Below are 20,376 nucleotides of genomic sequence, written 5' to 3' on the forward strand. Positions count from 1 at the left end.
TTTTCACGGAATCAGGAACGCCGGAACTATGGATTTTTATTTTTCCCGTTTTGAACATCGTCGTCCTCCGGAACCGTTAACAACACCGCGCTGGGTAATGATGACCTGGCAGGTATTAGCGGTCGCGGCGCTTATTCTTGGTGCAAATTATATTTACTGGCGCTGGACCGCCTCCCTGAATACTGACGCATTATGGTATGCCATTCCGCTGGTCCTCGCCGAAACCCTGGCCTGGATAGGGACCGTGCTGTTTACCATCAATTTGTGGAAAGAACAGGATCCTCCTCAGAGTCCGCCGCCCGGCGAAATTAACGAATGTCTGTCGCCTGAGGAGGCCGTTGAACCCCGTCCTGTAAAAGTGGATTTGTTCATTGCCACATACTCGGAAGACACCGAGCTGGTCAGGCTGTCCATTCGCGATGCCCTGAAGATGGCGTACCCGTTCCCGATTGACTACCGCATCCACGTGCTTGATGACGGCCGCCGCCCGGAGATGAAAGCCGTCTGTGAAGAGGAAGGCGTTAACTATATCACTCGCCAGACCAACATCGGCTTTAAGGCCGGCAACCTGCGCAACGGCCTTGAGCAAACCGACGGCGATTTCATTGTTATCTGCGACGCCGATACCCGGGTATTTCCCACCCTGCTCAGCCATACGCTGGGTTATTTTCGCGATCCGGACGTGGCCTGGGTACAGACGCCGCAGTGGTTCTTCGATCTTCCGGAAGGAGAAAACCTGTCGCGCTGGGGCCAGCGAAAAGCCGGAAAAGTGGGCTACGGTCTGGGCTGGCTGATTCAAAAGTGTGTTGGCCCGGTCACGATAGGCCGCGACCCGTTTTTTAACGATCCGCGCATGTTCTATGACGTGATCCTGCGGCGGCGCAACTGGGCGAACGCGGCTTTCTGCTGTGGCGCGGCGTCCATTCACCGTCGCGAGGCGGTCATGCAGGCCGCGCTGAGAAGCTACGTCTGGTCCGTCGAAGAGGAGATCCATCGTCATACGCGCGACATTCGCGATGAGGAGACCCGGGACGCGCTGCAGAATGCAATGCGTCCGCACGTGGCGTTTGACACCGAGCTAACCCCCTACAAATTCCACGTCTCGGAAGATATTTACACCTCGGTGCTGCTGCACGGTGACGCCGCACGACGCTGGCGCTCGGTTATGCATCCGCGGGTTGAGTCGAAGATGCTCTCTCCGCAGGATATGCTCACCTGGATGATCCAGCGCTTTAAGTACGCCGCCGGCTCGCTGGATATTTTGTTTCATGACAACATCTTCAGCCGTCGCCGCTTCAGGCTCTCTCTGCCCCAGACGCTGATGTATGCCACCACCTTCTGGTCATACATGGCCTGCGTATGGAACACGGTGTTTTTGATTTCACCCATTATCTATCTGTTCACCGGCATTCCGCCGGTGTCCGCCTGGTCGACGCCGTTCTATCTGCATTTTCTCCCGTTTTTTATTTTCTCCGAGCTGGCCTTTATGTTCGGCACCTGGGGGATCTCGGCCTGGGACGGCAGGGCCTCATACCTCTCCTTCTTTTCCATGAACCTGCGCGCGCTCAATACGGTGCTGCGGGGCGAACAGATCAAATTTCACGTCACGCCAAAAGAGCGGCAGACGGGCCGTTTTCTCTACCTGGTGAAGCCGCAAATTGCCATCGTGGTGCTGACCCTCGCAGGGCTTATCTGGGGCGGTATCCAGGTGGCGCGTGGACAGGTGGATGACCCCTCCGGCTATGTCATCAATATTTTCTGGGGAGGGGTGAACATCGCCGCCATGCTGCCGCTGATTTTCGCAGCCATGTGGACGCCCGCTGAAGAGGACGAGGTCACCCAATGAGGATACGTGATGCCCTGCTGCCCGCGCGCAGCTACCTCACCATTTTGCTCGGCTTCCTGATCGGCTTTGCCATTGTGGTCTGGGTGGAGAAACAGATGCCCACGCGCGTGGAAAGCAGCGGCGGCATCGCGCTCAGTAAAGACTTTCCGCCGCTGCCCACAAAACGGGCGCTGACCTATGACGAAGCCATCTGGGCGCGGGTCGCCTGGCAATACTACGTGAATAATACCCAGCCAAACGGGCTGGCGAACGCCAGCGACGGTGAACCCTGGCTGAGCCTCTGGAGCGTGGGAAGCTACCTGTTTGCGACCGCTGCCGCAGAGCAGCTCAATATTATTTCCGCCGATGAGTTTGACGAGAGAGTCAGCACCGCCGTGTTCACGCTGGGGCAACTGCCGCTCAATGACAAAGGTCTCCCCGCCGCCTATTACCATGCGGACACGCTCAAGATCCTGGGCAAGCCTGAGGCCTCCGCAATCGGTCTGAGCCGGCTGCTGACGGCATTACAGACCCTGCTGTGGCGCTATCCTCAGCACGCGGCGGCCATCCGCGATCTGTTTAGCGTCTGGCGCACCGGCGCGCTGATGGAAAACAGCACCCAAAGCCAGGCGGCGGTACCGCTCCATCACTGGACTCTGGCTGCCGACGAGCAGCGGGACAGCTTTGGCTACCGTCTCTATGCCAGCCATACGCTGCGCATGATTGACAGCGCGGCAGGACTCGCGGTGACCAACCCGCCTGAAGGGCAAAAGATGATCGATCTGGATGGCGTAATGGTGCCCGATGAAGGGCTACGTACGCCCTGGGGCAAGCAAACTTCGCTGATTAGTCTCCCCTACCTGTTAACCGGTCTTGAGCTGGGCTTTGATGCGCAGAGCGCTGAAATTGCGTGGCGAATTATGCAGATCCAGCAGCGGCGCCACGGCCTGCGTTCACCAAAACCTCCCATCAGCACGGATTACGCCGAACCGGCACCGGATTACGTTACCGATCTGCCCAACAGGCAGCCGGTACAGGCGCGCGCCCTGCGTGACGAAGTGCCGGAGAAAGTCGCGATCGCCTCCACCCGCACCGCGTTTGCCTGGTATGCCCTGTTCCGCAACAGCTGGAGCGAGGCGCTGCGCCAGCAGGTTCTGCCGCTTCTGGTGCCGGGTAAAGGCTGGCAACGCGGCTTCAATCTTAATAACAGCGTTAATAGCGTCGTGGACGCCGACACCAACGCCATCGTGCTGGAAAGTCTGTCGTATATCGCGCACGGCCAGATGCTTTGTCTGGCCTGCTTCTCCACAGCCACTCATTCATCCACTCCCGCAGGAGCAACGCCATGAAGCCAAGATCCCCGATCCTTTTCCACCTGCTCACGGGAATAACGATCTGCTGGCTGGCGCTCTCGACCGCGCGCGCGGAAACCGTGCTGCCTGCATCAGGCTACGCCCCGCGCAGCGGCGAGCTGACGGCCCGAGAGATGACCATTGCGAAAAACGCCTGGCAGTATTTCGTCACCAACTATCAGCCCACGACGGGCCTAGTGAATGCGGTCAACAAATATCCCTCCACCACCATGTGGGACAGCGCCTCCTATCTGGCCGCCCTGACGGCGGCGCGCGAACTCGGGATCGTTGATAAAGCGGAATTTGACCGCCGGATGCTGAAGTTTCTCGCCACGTTAAACACCCTGGTACTGTTCCGCAACGAGCTGCCCAACAAGGCCTATAACACCATCAGCGGTCAGAAGGTGGACTACACCAACAAGCCCGGCGAAATTGGCTTCTCGGCGCTGGATATCGGGCGAATGCTGGTCTGGCTGAAAATCATCAAAGAGCGTTATCCGGAATACGGCAACAGCATTGATAACGTGGTGCTCGGCTGGGATTTCAGCCACGCGATCGACCCCTGCGGCACGCTGTACGGGGCCTATCTGGAGAACGGCCAGCCGAAGTACGTTCAGGAAGGGCGGCTGGGCTATGAAGAGTACGGCGCGGCCGGTTACCAGCTGTGGGGGTTTAATACCTGCAAAGCCAGCCGTCCGCAGCCTTACGAGCTGGCCGAGATCTACTGCGTGCTGGTCCCTTACGATACGCGCGACCCGCGCAACACGTCACAGCATAACTACGTGGTGACGGAATCCTACCTGCTCTATGGGCTGGAGTTCGGCTTTGATAAACCGACCGACCGGGATAACGCCCCGCGCGACTACTCCCTGACGTGGATGAAAAACTTTGCTGACCGCGTTTATCAGGCTCAGGAAAACCGCTACACCATTACCGGCGTCCTCACCGCGCGCTCCGAGCACCAGCTCGATAAGGCCCCTTACTTCGTCTATGACACCGTCTTCAGCGACGGGTACAACTGGAACACCATTACCGATAAGGGACAGTTCGTCCCTAACGCTGCCGCGATTTCGCTGAAGGCGGCGCTGGGCATGTGGGTGCTGTGGAACTCACCTTATACCGACCGCCTGCTCAATACCATTGAGAATGCCAATGAAGAGGGAAAAGGCTACTACGAAGGGCTGTATGAAAACGGCGACGGGCCGATCAAAGAGTTCACCGCGAACAATAACGGCATCATGCTGGAGGCCCTGTTGTTCAAAAAAGAGGGAAAACTGCTGGCCTTCAACACCGACAATCCGAAGAGCAAGGATTTTGCCCCGTCTCTGTGGGATCAAAAGCTGCTCGATCAGTTTGAAGAGAACAACGCGCTGCGCAGCCGTCCGTTCCTGACCAGCACACCGGCCGTAAAAAGCTGGTGCGACCGGACCGGCGTCACGCAGCGCACCAAACCCGCCTGCCAGGCCTGCCAGTGCGCGTCATGCAGCGTGGACGAGCCCGTTAAACTGCCTCCGGTGACTGCGCAATGCTTAAAACCTTAGCCAGAGGGCTTGCGGGATTACTCCTTGCAGGCGCGATCGTCTTTGCGCTGTTTGCCCATCAGGGCGCAGGCTGGCGCTGGCTCATCAGTGGCGGCTGGCACTCCAGCGCGCGTATTGCCGCCCTGACGCCGGAAGAGCAGACGTGGGCGGCGATCGCCTGGCGCTATTTCGTCAATAATACCCAGCCGCAAACCGGGCTGGTCAACGGCAGCGACAAACAGCCCCGCGTCACGCTCTGGCAAATGGGCGATACGCTTATCGCCCTGCTGGCGGCCAAAGAGCTTGGGCTGATTGAGGAGGCCGAGTATGACGCTCGCCTGACGCGGCTGATGGGCACCCTCAACCGCATGATGCTGACCGAGGCCCGGACGCCGGGTCGACTTTATTCCAGCCAGACGGCGACGCCGATCGACTTTAGCGGCAAGCCCGTTAAAAATGGCTGGTCCGCACGCGATATGGCGCGTCTGATGCTCGCCCTGCGCCTCACCGCAGAGCGGGAACCGCAGTACAGCGAATACCTGGATAAAATTATCCTGCGTTGGAATTTCTGTCCGGTCATCGACAGCGAAGGCGAACTGTGGTCATCTTCCCTGCAAAACGGCCAGCCGGTGGTGCGCGAGGAGCTGCGCCTGGGCGAGAGCGAATATGCCGCAACGGCGTTTCGGCTGTGGGGGTTTTCCCCGGAGAAAGCGTTTACGCCCCCGGCGCACCACGTCATCATCGCCCAGCGGCGTCTGGCCGTCGATGCCCGGGATCCGCGCACCACCTGGCAGCCCTCCCTGATCGCCACCCTTCCCTATATGCTGCCGGGCCTGGAGTTTGGCTGGGAGCCCGAAGGCGTTGCGGCCGATCGGCAAAAGCACCTGCGCAAGCAGGCCGAAAACGTCTGGCTAAGCCAGAAGGCCCGCTGGGAGACCGATAAGATCCTGACGGCCAGAGCAGATTTCTCGCTCCCGCAGGCCCCCTGGCATATTCAGGATACGGTCTGGGGAAATGGCTATGCCTGGAACTCTGTCGGTGACGATGGACGAGACTACACCCGTTTCGCGCAGGTATCGACCAAAGCGGTCTTTGCCCTGTGGGCACTGTGGGACACCCCTTACACCGACGTGCTGATGACGGTGACAAAGCATCTTAACGATCCGCAGAAAGGCTGGTACGAAGGCCGCCAGGAAGCCACGGGCGATACCAACGCTGCGCTCACCCTTTCCACCAATGCCACGGTGCTGGAAGCCCTGTTCTTTAAACACAACGCGGGCCCCCTGTTTGATGCCCGCCGGGCCAAAAAAGAGAGCTACTTTACGCGCCGTGTGGCAGATGACTATACGCCCGTCGGGCACTGTCTACCGGGCGAAAATGCCGTAAGGAGGACGCCGTGAAATTTTACCGCGATCTGTTTGAATCCAGCCTGAACCGCGTCTTTCCGGATAATGATAAAACGGCGTTTTTCCAGACGTTCTATGACGCCTTCGTTCATATGTCGCCCGAGACGGAGCAGCATTTTTCTCGCCTGCCGGATAGCGAGGGTCAGCAGACTCTGTTTAAGAGTTTCTTCGCCATGCTTGCGGTAGACGGCGCGTTAATCGTGCCTGATTTTCTCGAGCGCCTGGCGCGGGAGCAAAGCGACGACGGTCTCCACCTCCCCCCGCGTTTTTTCGCCCTGTGGCGCGAAGCGATGTTGAACACCGTGAGCCTGCGCGATCCGCAGTGCGACGATGAGATCCTGACGGCCTGGGCCATGGCGATCGCGCCCGGGCTGGAATACCTGCGCCGGCAGGCAGAACTGCACTACCGCGCGTAGGAGGATCACGATGAGCGCATTCACGTACGATCTTAACGCGCTGCCGGCGGCCGTCATGATTTATGACCGCGAGGAACGCCTGCAGGCCTGGAATCACAACGTGGCCCTGTTTTATCCGGTCATCACCCCGTGGCTGAAGGCGGGCACAACGCTGGAGTCGCTGGCGGAACGCTTTATCGACGCCGTTTACAACGTCGACCCCGGCCTGCGTCAGACGCTGCGCGAGTCGATCGTGCGCAACTGTCGGCAGGATAAACACTGCGAAGTGCGGCAGGCGGGCCAGCGGCGCATCTTCGTCCAGCATCAGCGGCTTGCGGACGGCGGCATTGTCAGCCTGCACAGCGATATTACCGAGCTGGATGAAGCACAGCGGGCGCGGCACCAGCTGCATGACGATTTTCTGCTGACCGCGGAATCCATCCATATCGGGATCTGGGACTGGCAGGTTTCCGGCGACACGCTCCAGGTGAACGACACCCTGCTTGCCATGCTGGGCCAGTCGCGCACCCAGTGGCGATATCCGGTGCGTTTTTTACTTAACCAGGTTCACGAGGACGATCGCGCAGCGCTGCGCAAGGCTCTACAGGCTTCGAAGCAGGATCATCGCCCGGTCTTTGAATGTGAAATTCGCGTGCATCACCCTACCGAAGGACTGCGCTGGATGCTGCTCTCCGGCCAGGTGGTCACGCTCTCCATTGAGGGAAACGCCGAGCGCGTGATTGGCACGCTGCAGGATATTACGCGGCGCAAGGAGGCTGAAATTCAGGCGTTCGCCTCGGCCATTGAGGCACAAAAAGCCAATGAGGCGAAAAGCGCGTTTCTGGCGAATATGAGCCATGAAATTCGCACCCCCATGAACGGCATTATTGGCATGACCCAGCTGTGCCTGGATACGGCGCTCAGCGCCGATCAGCGCGATTATCTGCCCCTGGTAATGAGTTCTGCCCAGTCTCTGCTGCATATCATCAACGACATTCTCGACTTTTCCCGGATTGAAGCCGGAAAAGTGGAGCTGGAGGCGGAGCCCGTCCCGGTCCGCCCCTTCATTCAGTCGCTTATTCGCCCGCACATGCCGGGGGCCAGCGAAAAAGGCATCGAGCTGCTGGTCGATATTGCGCCCGACGTTCCCGACGTGCTGCTGGTCGACGGCGCGCGGCTGCGCCAGATCCTGACCAATCTGCTGGGCAACGCGCTGAAGTTTACCCATAAGGGGGAAGTGATCCTGATTGTTGAGCCCGGCGATAGCGCGGATCGATGGCGTTTCCGGGTGTGCGACAGCGGCATTGGCATACCGGCAGATAAGCAGAAAGCCATTTTTGAAGCCTTCAGCCAGGCGGATAACTCAACCACGCGCCGCTATGGCGGTACGGGGCTCGGGCTAACCATCTCTGCGCGACTGGTCGCAGCGATGGGCGGCGAATTAACGGTGTCCAGCGAGCCGGGAAAAGGCAGCGAATTTTCCTTCGCGCTGCCGCTTGCGGCCCAGGCGCCTGGCCCGGATGAACGCCGGCATAGCCATCGCTTTAACGGGGAGCCCGTGCTGGTGGTTGATGATAACGCGACCAACCTGCGGCTATTGGCCGCCATGCTTAGCCAGATGGGGCTGAAACCCACCTGCGTTAATAACGCCAGCGAGGCCATCAACCGGGTTAAAACCGGAACGGCATGGCCCCTGATCCTGCTGGACGCGCAGATGCCGGATATGGACGGCGTGTCGCTGGCTCTCGAACTTTCGGTGCTGCCGCAGGTTGCTGAGAGCCACATCATCATGCTGAGCTCCATGAGCCGACATTTTGATATCAATATGCTGAAGCGGATCGGTATCCAGAACTACCTGCATAAACCTATCGCCCAGAATGAATTGCATCAGGCGATTGCCGCGGCGTTTGAACGTGCGCCGAAGACGGTGAGTGAAAGCGCGCCCGCGCCCACCGTCGCGCCGGACACAGCCGGGCTCAGGGTCCTGCTTGCGGAAGATAATCTGGTCAACCAGAAGGTCGCTGCGCGCCTGCTCGAGCGGCTCGGCCACACCTGTCAGATCGTCGATAATGGCGTCGCGCTGCTGGAACGCTGGCGCGCGGGCGTGTGGGACGTTTTGCTGATCGATCTTCAGATGCCTGAGATGGACGGTGAAACCGCCATTCGCCTGCTGCGCGAAGAAGAACGCGCCCGGCCCGGACCGGCTCAGCCCACCGTCGCCATGACGGCACACGCCATGCAGGGGGATAAAGAGCGCTGTCTTCAGATGGGTTTCGACGGCTACATTGCCAAACCCATCAGCCAGGAGCGTCTCGCTGAAGAGATTGCTCGCGTGCTTCCGCGCCACGATGCCCCTTCCGACTTCCCGGATGAAGCACGCCTGCTGAAGCAGTGTGCTGACGACCCTGCTCTGGTTCAGGAGCTGCTGGCCCTGTTTGGCGAAGGGCTGGAGGAGGCCATGAAGACCATCACCCTGGCTATCGACAGCGACGATCGTGAAGCGCTGCGCCGCGCGGCCCACAAGCTGCGAGGAGAAGCCGTCACCCTGGACTTCAGCACGCTCGCACAGCAGCTACAGGTGCTGGAGAGCGAGGCGCACACGCTGGAGGGGCAACAGCTTGCGACGCTAAACCAGCAGCTTCAGAAGGAATCGCTGCGCCTGATGGCGTGGCTCAACGCGCGCGGGGTAAACGCATGATTGCTCGCAACTGCGCGCTGCTCTTTGCCCTGTTGACCACCCACACTGTGGCTAACTCTGCACCGGTCAGCTGGTCTCTGGCCGGAGAATGGCAGGTTCAGGACGCCAATAATAGTGCGCATCCTGCTGCATCAGGCTGGCGCCCGCTTCAGGTCCCCGCCAACTGGTACAGCGCCGGATACGATCATCAGGGCGCGCTGTGGTACAAGCACGCCTTTTCCCTGCCCGTGCAGCCGCCCGACGTAATGAGCACCCTGGTTTTTGACGGCGTCGATTACCTGGCCGAGGTCACCCTGAACGGCCAGCCGCTCGGCCAGCATGAGGGCTATTTTCAGCGCTTTTCGCTGGATGCCAGCCAGGCGTTACAACGTCACAACCAGCTCGTGGTCAGGGTGGACAGCCCTTACGAAGATCCCACTAAGGTCTGGCCGCTGCATAAAACGCTCATGAAAGGGATCCTTAACCAGCATGACACGCGTCCCGGCGGGGCCTGGTCGCCGCAAGGACAGGACGCCAACTCAGGCGGCATCTGGGCACCGGTGAGGCTGCATCTTAGCCGGGGCGCTACCCTGGATGAGACCATCCTGCGACCAGACTGGTCACAGGGGCTGACGCACCCCGCGCTGAAAGCAGATATTCGTTATCGCGCGCTCGGTCAGGGCCCGGCGACCGTGCGTCTCACCGCCACGCCCGCCAATTTCAGCGGCAAGCGCTTCCAGGCTGACTTTCCGGTTACCCTCGAAAGCGGCGCCCATTCCGTGCAGCTGACGCTGCCCATGCCGAAGGCAAAACTGTGGTGGCCCGTCGGTACGGGGAAACCGCACCTGTATACCATTCGCGTGGCATTACGCGATGAAAACGGCCTGATGGATACGGCGGTCACCCGCACCGGGCTGCGCAAGATCGTCGAGCAGCCCGACAATAAGGGCTGGCTCATTAACGACAAACGCCTTTTCATTAAGGGCAGCAATTACATCGGCTCCCCCTGGCTCAGCACCATGACGCGAGAAAAATACCGTCGCGACCTTCGTCTGGTTGAAGCCATGAACGCCAACGCCATACGCGTGCACGGACACGTTGCCGGACGTGCGCTGTATGACGTGGCCGATGAGATGGGCATGATGATCTGGCAGGATGTTCCGCTGCAGTGGGGCTACAACAACAGTGCGGCTTTCACGGAAAATGCGGTTCGACAGACGCGGGAGATGATCGAACAGTTCGGTAATTCTCCCGCCATTATCGTCTGGGGTGGGCATAACGAACCGCCGTGGAACTCGCCGTGGATGGAAAAACGCTTCCCGGACTGGAATAAAAACCTCAACCGCGAACTCACGCAAAAGGTAGCGGATACGCTTGCCGAAGATACCTCCCGCATCGTGCACCGCTTCTCCGCCGTTGAGGAGCATTACTGGGCGGGCTGGTACTTTGGTACCGTACGCGACCTGCTTGCTCCGGCCAAAACGGGGATCATCACCGAGTTCGGCGCGCAGGCGCTTCCCCGCTTATCGACGCTAAAAACCATCATCCCGGCGGCGTCGCTCTGGCCAAAAACGACCGCCGCTGACGATCCCGGCTGGACCGTCTGGAAATACCATAATTTTCAGCCCTTCCAGACCTTTAAGTTTGCCGGTATTTCGCGTGGGGACAACATTCAGGCGATGATCCGCAATACTCAGGCGTACCAGTCGCAGCTGGTGGCCACGGCGGCAGAGAGCTACCGTCGTCAGCGCTACCAGCCGGTGACGGCCCTGTTCCACTTCATGTTTGTAGAAACCTGGCCCTCCATCAACTGGGGCGTGGTGGACTACCTGCGTAAGCCTAAAGCTGGGTTTTACGCCTTAAAACGCGCCTACCAGCCTGTTTTGCCGTCCATTGAACCCGTCACGGCGCAGTGGCAATCCGGGGCGGCGGCGACCTTGCGTCTGTGGGCCATCAACGACACCTGGAAACCGTGCCGCGAATGCCGTCTGACCTGGCGCATCACCCAGCGCGACAAGGTGCTGGCAAAAGGCACGACGGCGATGACGATCGCAGCAGATTCGGGAACGATGGTTAAAACGCTTACGGCCACGCCCGTGGGCCAGGACGACGTGTCGATTCGGTTTACGATTGAAAACAGCTCGGGAAAAATTATCGGTGAAAATCAGCGCACGGAGTCCGTCATAAAGTGAGCGAGGGGAAAAGGAAAATTGCCGCTTCCCCTGCTTTCTTGTACCCTTTCAGCGTTTACCCCAATCCCCTAAAAATCGAGACATCCGGACGCCTATGACTGCACATATTTCCAAAGATCCTTTGCATGGCGTAACGCTGGAGATGATGGTCAACGCCCTGGTGGCGAAATATGGCTGGAGCGAGTTGGGCGACCGAATCAAAATTAACTGTTTCAGAAAAGACCCCAGCGTTAAATCGAGCCTGAAATTTCTGCGCCGTACCCCGTGGGCGCGCGCGGAGGTCGAAGCCCTGTATCTGGACTCTCTCAACGATGAGGGAAATACAGAGCAGGCGGCGCCCGCCTTTAATCCCTGGGCCAACAGCAGGATTATCAAGAGCTAATACGCAAATGACGCGACACGTAAAACGGATTGGTGCGCTGGCTGCCTGCGCACTTTTACTTGTAAGCTGCTCCTCAAAACCACCCAAATCACTGGTTACCCCTCTCCCCACCGTCAATAAACCGACGCCGCAGGCAAACGAGCCGATGCGCGGGATCTGGCTGGCGACCGTCTCGCGTCTCGACTGGCCGCCGGTGGCCTCGGTGAATGGCCGCAGCGCGGACCAGCGCATCGCGATGCAAAAGCAGGCGCTGATTGCAAAACTCGACAACCTTAAGCAGCTCGGCATCAACACGGTATTTTTCCAGGTGAAGCCGGACAGCACGGCGCTCTGGTCATCCAAAATTTTACCGTGGTCAGATATGCTGACCGGCAACATCGGTGAGTATCCGGGATACGATCCGCTGCAGTTTATGCTTGATGAAGCGCACAGGCGCGGCATGAAGGTCCATGCCTGGTTTAACCCCTATCGCGTATCGACCAACACCAAGCCGTCCACCATCGCCGCCCTTAACCGGACCGCCTATCAGACCCCGTCCAGCGTTTATGTCCAGCACCCGGAATGGGTCCGCATCTCGGGCGACCGCTTTGTGCTTGACCCGGGCATTCCCGAGGTGCGGGACTGGATAACCAAAGTGGTGACCGAAGTGGTGGCGAACTACCCGGTAGACGGCGTGCAGTTTGATGATTACTTCTATGCCGAATCGCCGGGCTCCGCGCTGAATGATTCGCAGACCTGGCGGCAGTACGGCCAGGGGTTTGCCTCAAAAGCCGACTGGCGTAGACACAACACGCAGCAGCTGATCGTCCAGGTCTCCCGCGCGATCAAGCAGACAAAACCCAACGTGGAGTTTGGCGTCAGCCCGGCGGGCGTGTGGCGCAACCGATCCTTTGACCCGGCAGGCTCCGACACCCGCGGCGCCGCGGCCTATGATGAATCCTACGCCGATACGCGTCAGTGGGTGCAGCAGGGCCTGCTGGACTACATCGCGCCGCAGATTTACTGGCCCTTCGCGCGTGATGCCGCGCGCTACGACGTGCTGACCAGATGGTGGGCCGACGTCGTGAAGCCGACCCACACGCGCCTGTATATCGGCATTGCGTTCTACAAGGTGGGCGAACCGTCGAGAAACGAGCCGGACTGGACGGTTCAGGGCGGCGTGCCGGAGCTGAAAAAGCAGCTCGATCTCAACGATTCGCTGCCCAACGTCAACGGCACCATCCTGTTCCGGGAAGATTACCTGAACCAGCCGCAGACGCAGCAGGCGGTAAACTACCTCCGCGGACGCTGGGGTAGCTAAATGCCACCAGGCAGAAACGCCCCGTTTCTGCCTGGTCTTTTACGGCTTCGGCCCGAACATCGCCTCAAGCTGCTGGGCATCCGGCATACCCACCACCTGCTGCAGCTCGTTTTCCGCATTCAGATAGTAAATGGCCGGCGTGGCGTTTGCGCCCAGGCTGTCCATCAGCGCCTGATGTTTTTGCAGGATCGCTACCGTTTCGCGGGAAGCGTCCCCTTCAGGTTTTGGCAATTTTTTCCCACCGGAAAGCTCGTATTCGCGCCAGGCCGAAACCGGATCTTTCGCATTCAGAATCGCTGAGGCGTTACGTCCGCTGTTGGGGTTGAGAAACGCCACCAGCAGCGTGTTAAGCTGAACCTTGCCGGCCTTCACCCACGGCTGCGCTTCGGACCAGAACTGCTTGCAGTACGGACAGAACGGATCGGCAAAGACAAAGACCTTACGCGGGGCACTATCCGCCCCTTCCTTCAGGGGATGCGCCGCGCTGAGGTTCTTCCACATCTCGCGTCCCATTGGGGCGTAGATCTCTTTCTGGAAGTAGCCCTCGCTGAGGTTCTTCCCTTTGTCATCATAAAGATAACCTGAGATCACGTGCTTGCCGTCCGGCGTGAGAAAGAGCGTCACGCCCATATCCTGATACTGCCCGAGCCAGGCTGGCGCCCCGCCGGGAGCATCCAGCTTCTTGATGATTTTGATCTGCTGCTGCTCGCTGAACTGCTTCACCACGTCCGGTATGGCTTCAGCCGCCTGTACCAGCCCTGACGTCGCCAGCGCCGAAAGTAACAGTAATTTTTTCATTTCCCTCTCCGGTTTATCGGGGGCATTTCGCCCCCTTCAGGTTAGCGGTTTTTCAGTGCTTCACTGACCATTTCGTCGAACTGTTCGAACGGCACCCAGCCGGGAAGCAGCCCCTCGCCGATAAGCGTGGCGGGCGTGCCCTGGATCCCCATTTTTTCCGCCACAATGAGGCTGCGCCTTATCGTCAGAAAACTCTCCTCATCCGGCGTCGTCACGCTCACGCCCGCCCGCTTTTGCGCCTCCTGAATGCTGGCGTCATCGTGGTACCCCTTTTTCGCCATCAGGGTGTGGTTCAGCTTCATAAACTGCTCAGGATGCGCACGCCAGACGGTTAGCGCGTCTCGTGCGGCGGTCAGCGAACTTTCCGAGCGGAAAGGTAAAAACTTAAAGACCACCGCCACGTCCGGATGTTTTTCGACAATCTTCTCCAGGTACGGATCGAATTTTTTACAGTACGGGCAGTTGTAGTCGGTAAACACCACCAGGGTGAGCTTTGGGTTTTTCGCGCCGATGCGCGGGGAGTTTGGATCGTTAAACAGGAAATCAGCGATCGTCTTCTGCGCGCGCTGCTCCTGGTCCGGCGTCAGCGGCTGGGCGGCAAATACCTGAAGCGGGGCCAGCAGGAGCAGCAGCGTAATAAGGAATTTTTTCATGACACAGTTAACCTTTTGCGTTGTTCAGGGTGGTGACCAGGGTGCGCTTGTCCAGCAGCGGCGAGAGGATCTCGCCATCAGGCAGGCCGGGGCCATACACCGCGTTAAACGGAATGGCGTAGCGGTTTCGCTTCGCCAGAAAATCCGCGATAAACGCGGACGGCTGGCTCCAGTCCCCTCGCAGGGCCACCACGTCCGGCTGGCGCAGCGCGGCAATCACGTCCGGCTGGCTGAGCACCCGGTGTTCGTTGACTTTGCAGGTCACGCACCAGTCCGCCGAGATATCTACAAACACCCGTTTCCCCTGCGCCAGCGCGTTCTCGATACCCTCTTCGCTGAGCGGCTGCCACGGGATAGTCTGCGCAACGTTTTGTGCCGGAGCGTCAGGCGGCGCGTTAAGCAGACCGCGCACCTGATACCCGCCGAACGCCGACAGCGCGATGACTACCAGCCAGAACAGCGGCGAAGATTTTTGCCCCTTTAGCGCAAACAGCACCAGCGCGACGGCAGTCAGCCCCAGCATCACGATCTGGCTGACCGCCTCGCCCAGATGCACGCTCAACAGCGTCGCCAGCCAGAGGCTGGAGGCCAGCATCATCAAGCCGAGGATGACCCTGAGCGTGTTCATCCAGCGGCCGGGTTTCGGCAGCAGCATGGCCGTGTTCGGTACCAGGGCAACGAACAGCCACGGCAGACTCATGCCCACGCCGAGCATCAGGAAGATCAGCCACAGGGCGTGCAGCGGCGCGCCAAGGGCAAAAGCGACCGCGGTACCGAGGAACGGTGCGGAGCACGGCGTCGCCAGCAGGGTGGCGAACATTCCTTCGCAGAAGCTGCCGCCAATCCCCGCTCCCCCTGCCGTCGCCAGCCGTCCTGCGGCAGAAGAAGGCAGCAGCATTTCAAACGTCCCAAACAGGTTCAGCGCAAACAGGAAGGTCACGGCGACCATCAGGCCAATAAACCACGGGTTCTGGAACTGAATGCCCCACCCCAGCGACGCCCCGGCCAGCTTCAGCGCGGTCACCATTCCCGCCAGCAGCATAAAGGAGGTGAGGATCCCGGCGCTGGTGGCCAGAAAGCGCAGCCTGATGGCGCGCCTGTCCGATCCCGCCTGCAGGATGCTGTTAAGCTTCATCCCCATGACCGGCAGCACGCAGGGCATCAGGTTGAGGATCAGCCCGCCCAGCAGCGCAAAGAGCACCATTTTGCCCGTCCCTTCAGGCGCAGAGGGCGCTACGGGCGTCGCGCCAACGCTCATGGTGGTTTGCTGCGCGTGACCACCACTGGTCAGCACAAACGACAGCCTCTTGCCCTCCAGCGAGGCGGGCTTGTCTCCCCATTCGTCGGTCACGGGTACCGTCACCCGAAGCGTATTGCCGTCATGTTTAATAACCGGCTCGCCGGGCAGAATATCGCCCTCCAGCGGGTCAAAGTAGATCCCCGGATTGTCCCACTTCCCGTCCGTGGTGCTGGTAATCACCAGCTTGTCGCCAGAGAGCCAGGCGGAGAGATCCGTGGATACGCCAGACGTGCCCGGCACGGCGCGCATCGCTTGCTCGAAGGCGCTGCGGAAGCCCTCATCCACCGGCTGGGTAAAATCGAGGTGGAGCGGGTAGTCCGTCAGCAGGCAGACGTTGCTGCACGTAGAGAGCGTCAGCGTCCCGTCGAGCGTGTCGCCCTTCGCTCCGTCGAGCGTAATCGGGATCGTCACCATATCGTGATAGCCCTGCGTGGTCATGCCGGAGATGTCGAAGCGCGACGGCACCGGCCAGGACCAGCTGTCCGTTACGCCTTCCGGCCAGCTGATTCTCGGCGCCACGCCGCCCTCGCCCGGCGATCGCCAGTAGGTTTTCCAGCCGGGCTTTAGCTCAACGGTGAGCAGGCCCTTAATGTGCGTTTGTTCCCTCTCCGCCTGAAAGCGGATGCGGGCGTGATCGTTATGAGGGGAGACCAGCCAGCCGGTGTCCGCCGCATGGGCAATGCCGATGCAGAACAGCCACAGGAAGACGAATCCCCTGAAGAGGTTAACCATGTTGTACTCCGTGAACAGTGAAAAATTATCGTGTGGTGACGATGTTTTTCATTCACGGAAAACGCAGTTTTTCAGGTGTATTCGGGGAGGCGGTGCCTGAACGGACTGTTCCGCCGGAGCCATTGCCCGCCCTTGCGTAAACAGCTGCAGCAGCGCGAAGAAGATAATAATGGCCGGCAGCGCGCCGTCGAAAAACAGCGGCTGGGCGCAGAGAAGCGAGTGCGCGCCTAGCTGACAGGGCGATGGCCCGGACTGCTCGGTGCTGGTTTGCGTTGGGGCATCTGCACGCAGTGAAATCTGCGGATCCAGTCCCTGTAAAAAATGGTTGAGCATCACCGCACGCTGCACGAGGCAAAGCGCCATCGCGAGACAGGTGATAATCAAAAGCCATTTTCCGAGGAGCTGACGGTTGCGCATAACATTCCAGAGTGACGAGACGCCCCGATCATAAACGATAGTGATGAATCTACAAGTGCCGGAAGTGTAAGGTTTTGTCTGTCGCCGCTATTCGCCCGTCAGCGCGTCATAGACGTCCCGCAGCCGCGTGCGCAGAAACAGCACCGCCTTGTGCTTGCGGGATAACAGCGCCTGTTCGCTGGCGCCGGTCTCCTCTGCCAGCATTTTAATGCTGTAACCGTGGAGCTCGGTCTTTTCAAACGCCTCGCGCTGCGGCGGAGGAAGGTCAGACAGCGCCTGCCCCAGCTCTTGCCACAGCAGCGTCTTGAGGTACTCCTCTTCCGGCGTGTGCGGTACGCCGAACAGGGTTTCGGCCAGCTCGTCTTCCGGAAAACCGTCGTCGTCATCGCCCGTAAAATAGCCGGAGAGCGATACCTCACGCTTTTTACGCGCCCGGTCGGTCATCTCGTTACGCGCCGCGCGGAACAGCCAGGCGGCGACGTTTTCGACCGGCTGCTCCACTTTCATCAGCTGATACGTCACTTCCTGCAAAATGTCGTCGGCATCATCGCGAACGGACGTCCGTCCGCGAATGAAGGCTGTCAGCCGGGCGCGGCAGGCGTTTAGCGCCGACATCAGCATGGATCCGCCCGCCTCCCCGGCTTTCATCTCGCTCACTCTGCGTCCGGCGCTTTCGGCGTGGCGTCGTCGCGCTTATCGTCACGATGGCCGTGCCAGCCGCAGTGCCCGCGACCGTGACGACCAAACCCTTCGCGACGCTGCTGAATAAACGCCTCGCGCTGTTCGGGCGTCATGTTCATCCAGCGCTCGTGCATCCGGCGGTGCGCGCCAAACATTCCGGGGCGGAAACCCAGCCCGCCAAACAGAATGCGGCTCAGCACCAGAATGCCCAGCGCCTGCCAGAATCCGATGGCCTTCACGCCGAGGATCGCCGGGAGCAAGGCGTTCCACAGGGACATCACCAGCAGGCCGAGCACGATGAAAATCACCGCGCCGATGACTAAGCCTTTACCCATGCGGTGGCGACCGAATCCGCGCCCGTGACCTCTGCCGTGCATTTCAAAATCTCTCATGGTGTTTACCTCGTTTACAGTAACTGATTATGGCGTGTGATGAGGTAGACGGATGAGGGAGGGAAATATTGCTGGGGTGAATGGAAAATTTTGCGAGGAGCGTTTTTCACACGCCCCGTGAAAGCCATTGCAGGCGCTTGTCCATGGTTTAAGGCCGGTTAAGCGCAATCTTATTCCTTATTTCCAGGATTTTATCTGCACACTCTTCCGCTGATAACGCAGCGGTGTCCAAGATGAGATGTTCTCTCTCCCAGGGTTCATACTCACGGTTTTTTACGCGTTCCCAGTCAGGAGGCGTGAGTCCCGGGATATCAGATATTCTGTTCTCTACGCGAAAACGATGTTCTTTTTCGTCTGAGCAGACAATTTCAACTTCCAGGAAAGGGACATTCAACGACAGAGCAATATTGCGGAAAGCATCTCGCACAAGGTTAATATCATTAACGGAATCGGTCACAACGGTGGAACCCAGCTTAAGATTCTCACTTGCTAAGCCATAGAGGGCAAAATAGCCCTCCGGACCCGTTTTCTGGCCGGGTTCAGAAACTGAACGAATGGCCTGCTCAACGGTATCAACCCGCAGATAAACAGCCCCCAGCCTTTGAGCAACAATTTTTGCAACGGTACTTTTACCGCTGCCGGGTAGCCCACTAAAAATGATTAACATAACTTTCCCTGGTGATAGTTAATATTAGATTTGTGCTGCCTGTAGAGATCTCCTGAATTATACAGTTACAGTTATGCCAGGTACAAAAAAGGCTCCTTACGGAGCCTCCTTCATTCAATCAAGCCTGCAACGGCAACCTAAAACTCGAAATACTCCGTGAAAGCTGCTGCGCCTGCTCTTCCAGCGAGGCCGCTGCCGCAGCGGACTGCTGCACCAGCGCGGCGTTCTGCTGGGTCACGCCGTCCATTTCGGTCACCGCCTGCCCGACTTGGCCGATCCCGCGGCTCTGCTCTTCAGAGGCGACGGAGATCTGCTCCATCAGCGTATTCACTTTATTCACTGACGAAATAATCGAGTCAATCACCTCGCCCGAGCGGCTCACCAGCTCTGCACCGTTTTTCACGCTGGAAACCGACTGCGCGATCAGGCTTTCGATATCCTTGGCCGCCACAGCGCTTTTCTGCGCCAGGGTGCGTACTTCGCTGGCCACGACCGCAAAGCCGCGTCCCTGGGTACCGGCGCGCGCCGCTTCAACCGCCGCGTTCAGCGCCAGGATGTTCGTCTGGAAGGCGATGCTGTTAATCACGCTGGTAATGTCTTCGATGCGCTTCGAGTTCGCCGCGATGGTATTCATCGTGTCGATGACTTCACGGGTCACCGCTTCACCGGTGTGGGCATTTTTCACCGCGTCCTGCACCAGTTTACCGGCCTGATAAACGTTGTCGGTATTGTTCGCCACCGTCGCGCTCAGCTCTTCCATGCTGGCCGCCGTCTGGGTTAACGCGGAAGCCTGCTGTTCGGTGCGTGACGCCAGGTCGATATTTCCCGAGGCAATCTCCTGCGCTGCGTGCGTTACGGTATGGCTCGCATCGCGCACCTGGGCGATTGTCGCCAGCAGTGCCTGACGCATCTGCTCCATCGAGTTCATAAGATGATCGATTTCGTTATGTGCGCTCCCCTTCACCGGCACCGGAATGTCCAGCTTGCCTGCCGCAATCTGGCTGCAGTGTTCGCGCGCCAGGTTGATCGGCGCAAAGACAAAGCGCTTCATCAGCAGGCTGACGGCGATAATCACCACCACAAACAGGCTGGCGATAGCGGCAACAATCGCCAGGCCAGAGACGAAGTTACTGCTCGCATCTTCGTTCAGGCTTTTGGCGTATTTCTGGTGGACGGAAAGCACCTGGTCGAGAACGATCTCGTACTGGCGGTCAAGGCGGGAGACTTCCGGGATCAGCGCGTTAAATTTGGCGACATCGTGCGCCTCGGCGGCATCGATCAGCGGCGCCAGCCCCTGGTTGCGGTAGTTTTGCCAGCCGTCCTGATAGGCAGTCACCAGCGGCGCTTCATCCGGCAGACGCGGCGACGCCATAAATGCCGCAAAGGCGTGGTCCGCTTTGGTCAGCGCCTCTTTCACGGCGGTAAGCTTGGCAGCCTCGTCGGCAGTATTACCCGCTTCCACCATCTTCACATACTCCATCACCCTCACGCGTAGCGTACGGCTGTGGTTGATGGGGTCAATAATGGACAACACAACCTGGATCTCTTTGTTGACGTTATCCAGCGAATTATTACTTTTAATGATGAGGCCAACGCTGGTGACGGTGCTGACAACAAAGAAGAAAAGCAGCGAGAACAGGACAATCAGGGACAACTTTTTCAACGACATAAACCAATACCTCAAGGA

Annotated in this window: 17 protein-coding genes; 9 read left to right on the forward strand and 8 right to left on the reverse strand. The window is 59.2% G+C overall.

Annotated features, from left to right (window positions below; all coding sequences use genetic code 11):
- Nucleotides 1-28: 28 nt before the first annotated feature.
- The 9 genes from ACW9E7_RS09720 to ACW9E7_RS09760 all read left to right on the forward strand — a co-directional run bounded on the left by ACW9E7_RS09720 (nt 29) and on the right by ACW9E7_RS09760 (nt 13,049).
- Nucleotides 29-1,846 carry a glycosyltransferase family 2 protein gene (locus ACW9E7_RS09720; RefSeq protein WP_133294448.1) on the forward strand — a complete coding sequence of 606 codons (1,818 nt, stop codon included), beginning with the start codon at nt 29-31 and terminating at the stop codon, nt 1,844-1,846.
- The gene (locus tag ACW9E7_RS09725) at nt 1,843-3,174 is read left to right on the forward strand and encodes a DUF3131 domain-containing protein (protein WP_458727682.1); all 1,332 of its coding nucleotides are present in this window, start codon (nt 1,843-1,845) and stop codon (nt 3,172-3,174) included. Before ACW9E7_RS09720 ends, ACW9E7_RS09725 begins: the two co-directional genes overlap by 4 nt.
- Complete coding sequence (locus ACW9E7_RS09730; RefSeq protein ID WP_458727683.1) at nt 3,171-4,718, forward strand: DUF3131 domain-containing protein; 1,548 nt, start codon at nt 3,171-3,173, stop codon at nt 4,716-4,718. Before ACW9E7_RS09725 ends, ACW9E7_RS09730 begins: the two co-directional genes overlap by 4 nt.
- Nucleotides 4,703-6,097 carry a DUF3131 domain-containing protein gene (locus ACW9E7_RS09735; protein ID WP_458727684.1) on the forward strand — a complete coding sequence of 465 codons (1,395 nt, stop codon included), beginning with the start codon at nt 4,703-4,705 and terminating at the stop codon, nt 6,095-6,097. Before ACW9E7_RS09730 ends, ACW9E7_RS09735 begins: the two co-directional genes overlap by 16 nt.
- Nucleotides 6,094-6,519, forward strand: coding sequence for a globin family protein (locus ACW9E7_RS09740; RefSeq protein WP_008501676.1), 426 nt, complete (start codon nt 6,094-6,096; stop codon nt 6,517-6,519). The genes ACW9E7_RS09735 and ACW9E7_RS09740 overlap by 4 nt, the downstream gene beginning before the upstream one ends.
- Before the next feature lie 10 nt (nt 6,520-6,529).
- A complete protein-coding gene (locus ACW9E7_RS09745; protein WP_458727685.1) occupies nt 6,530-9,196 on the forward strand; it encodes a hybrid sensor histidine kinase/response regulator in 2,667 nt (888 codons plus the stop codon).
- Nucleotides 9,193-11,367: a glycoside hydrolase family 2 protein gene (locus tag ACW9E7_RS09750; protein WP_458727686.1), complete on the forward strand. Its 2,175-nt coding sequence runs from the start codon at nt 9,193-9,195 to the stop codon at nt 11,365-11,367. The genes ACW9E7_RS09745 and ACW9E7_RS09750 overlap by 4 nt, the downstream gene beginning before the upstream one ends.
- Nucleotides 11,368-11,461: 94 nt before the next feature.
- Nucleotides 11,462-11,749 (forward strand): VF530 family protein, encoded by a 288-nt coding sequence (locus tag ACW9E7_RS09755; protein ID WP_032647326.1) that lies wholly within the window; start codon nt 11,462-11,464, stop codon nt 11,747-11,749.
- A gap of 7 nt (nt 11,750-11,756) precedes the next feature.
- Nucleotides 11,757-13,049: a glycoside hydrolase family 10 protein gene (locus tag ACW9E7_RS09760; protein ID WP_458727687.1), complete on the forward strand. Its 1,293-nt coding sequence runs from the start codon at nt 11,757-11,759 to the stop codon at nt 13,047-13,049.
- 39 nt (nt 13,050-13,088) lie between these two features.
- On the opposite strand, the gene dsbG is transcribed toward ACW9E7_RS09760, so the two are convergent.
- The 8 genes from dsbG to ACW9E7_RS09800 form a co-directional block, all read right to left on the reverse strand.
- Nucleotides 13,089-13,847 (reverse strand): thiol:disulfide interchange protein DsbG, encoded by a 759-nt coding sequence (gene dsbG, locus ACW9E7_RS09765; protein ID WP_115875116.1) that lies wholly within the window; start codon nt 13,845-13,847, stop codon nt 13,089-13,091.
- A 41-nt stretch (nt 13,848-13,888) separates the two neighbouring features.
- Entirely contained in the window at nt 13,889-14,500 is a 612-nt protein-coding gene (locus tag ACW9E7_RS09770) for a DsbA family protein (protein WP_023292370.1), read from the reverse strand.
- A gap of 7 nt (nt 14,501-14,507) precedes the next feature.
- The gene (locus ACW9E7_RS09775) at nt 14,508-16,532 is read right to left on the reverse strand and encodes a protein-disulfide reductase DsbD family protein (RefSeq protein WP_458727688.1); all 2,025 of its coding nucleotides are present in this window, start codon (nt 16,530-16,532) and stop codon (nt 14,508-14,510) included.
- A gap of 48 nt (nt 16,533-16,580) precedes the next feature.
- Nucleotides 16,581-16,949 (reverse strand): hypothetical protein, encoded by a 369-nt coding sequence (locus ACW9E7_RS09780; protein ID WP_458727689.1) that lies wholly within the window; start codon nt 16,947-16,949, stop codon nt 16,581-16,583.
- Nucleotides 16,950-17,036: 87 nt separating this feature from the next.
- The gene (locus tag ACW9E7_RS09785) at nt 17,037-17,597 is read right to left on the reverse strand and encodes an RNA polymerase sigma factor (protein ID WP_458728386.1); all 561 of its coding nucleotides are present in this window, start codon (nt 17,595-17,597) and stop codon (nt 17,037-17,039) included.
- A gap of 5 nt (nt 17,598-17,602) precedes the next feature.
- Nucleotides 17,603-18,022, reverse strand: a complete 420-nt coding sequence (locus ACW9E7_RS09790; RefSeq protein WP_023327517.1) for a hypothetical protein — start codon at nt 18,020-18,022, stop codon at nt 17,603-17,605.
- 148 nt (nt 18,023-18,170) lie between these two features.
- On the reverse strand, nt 18,171-18,689 hold the full coding sequence (locus ACW9E7_RS09795) for an AAA family ATPase (RefSeq protein ID WP_458727690.1): 519 nt from the start codon (nt 18,687-18,689) through the stop codon (nt 18,171-18,173).
- 118 nt (nt 18,690-18,807) lie between these two features.
- The gene (locus ACW9E7_RS09800; RefSeq protein ID WP_458727691.1) at nt 18,808-20,358 is read right to left on the reverse strand and encodes a methyl-accepting chemotaxis protein; all 1,551 of its coding nucleotides are present in this window, start codon (nt 20,356-20,358) and stop codon (nt 18,808-18,810) included.
- Nucleotides 20,359-20,376 lie beyond the last annotated feature (18 nt).

This window comes from Enterobacter sp. H2G27, from assembly GCF_054403075.1.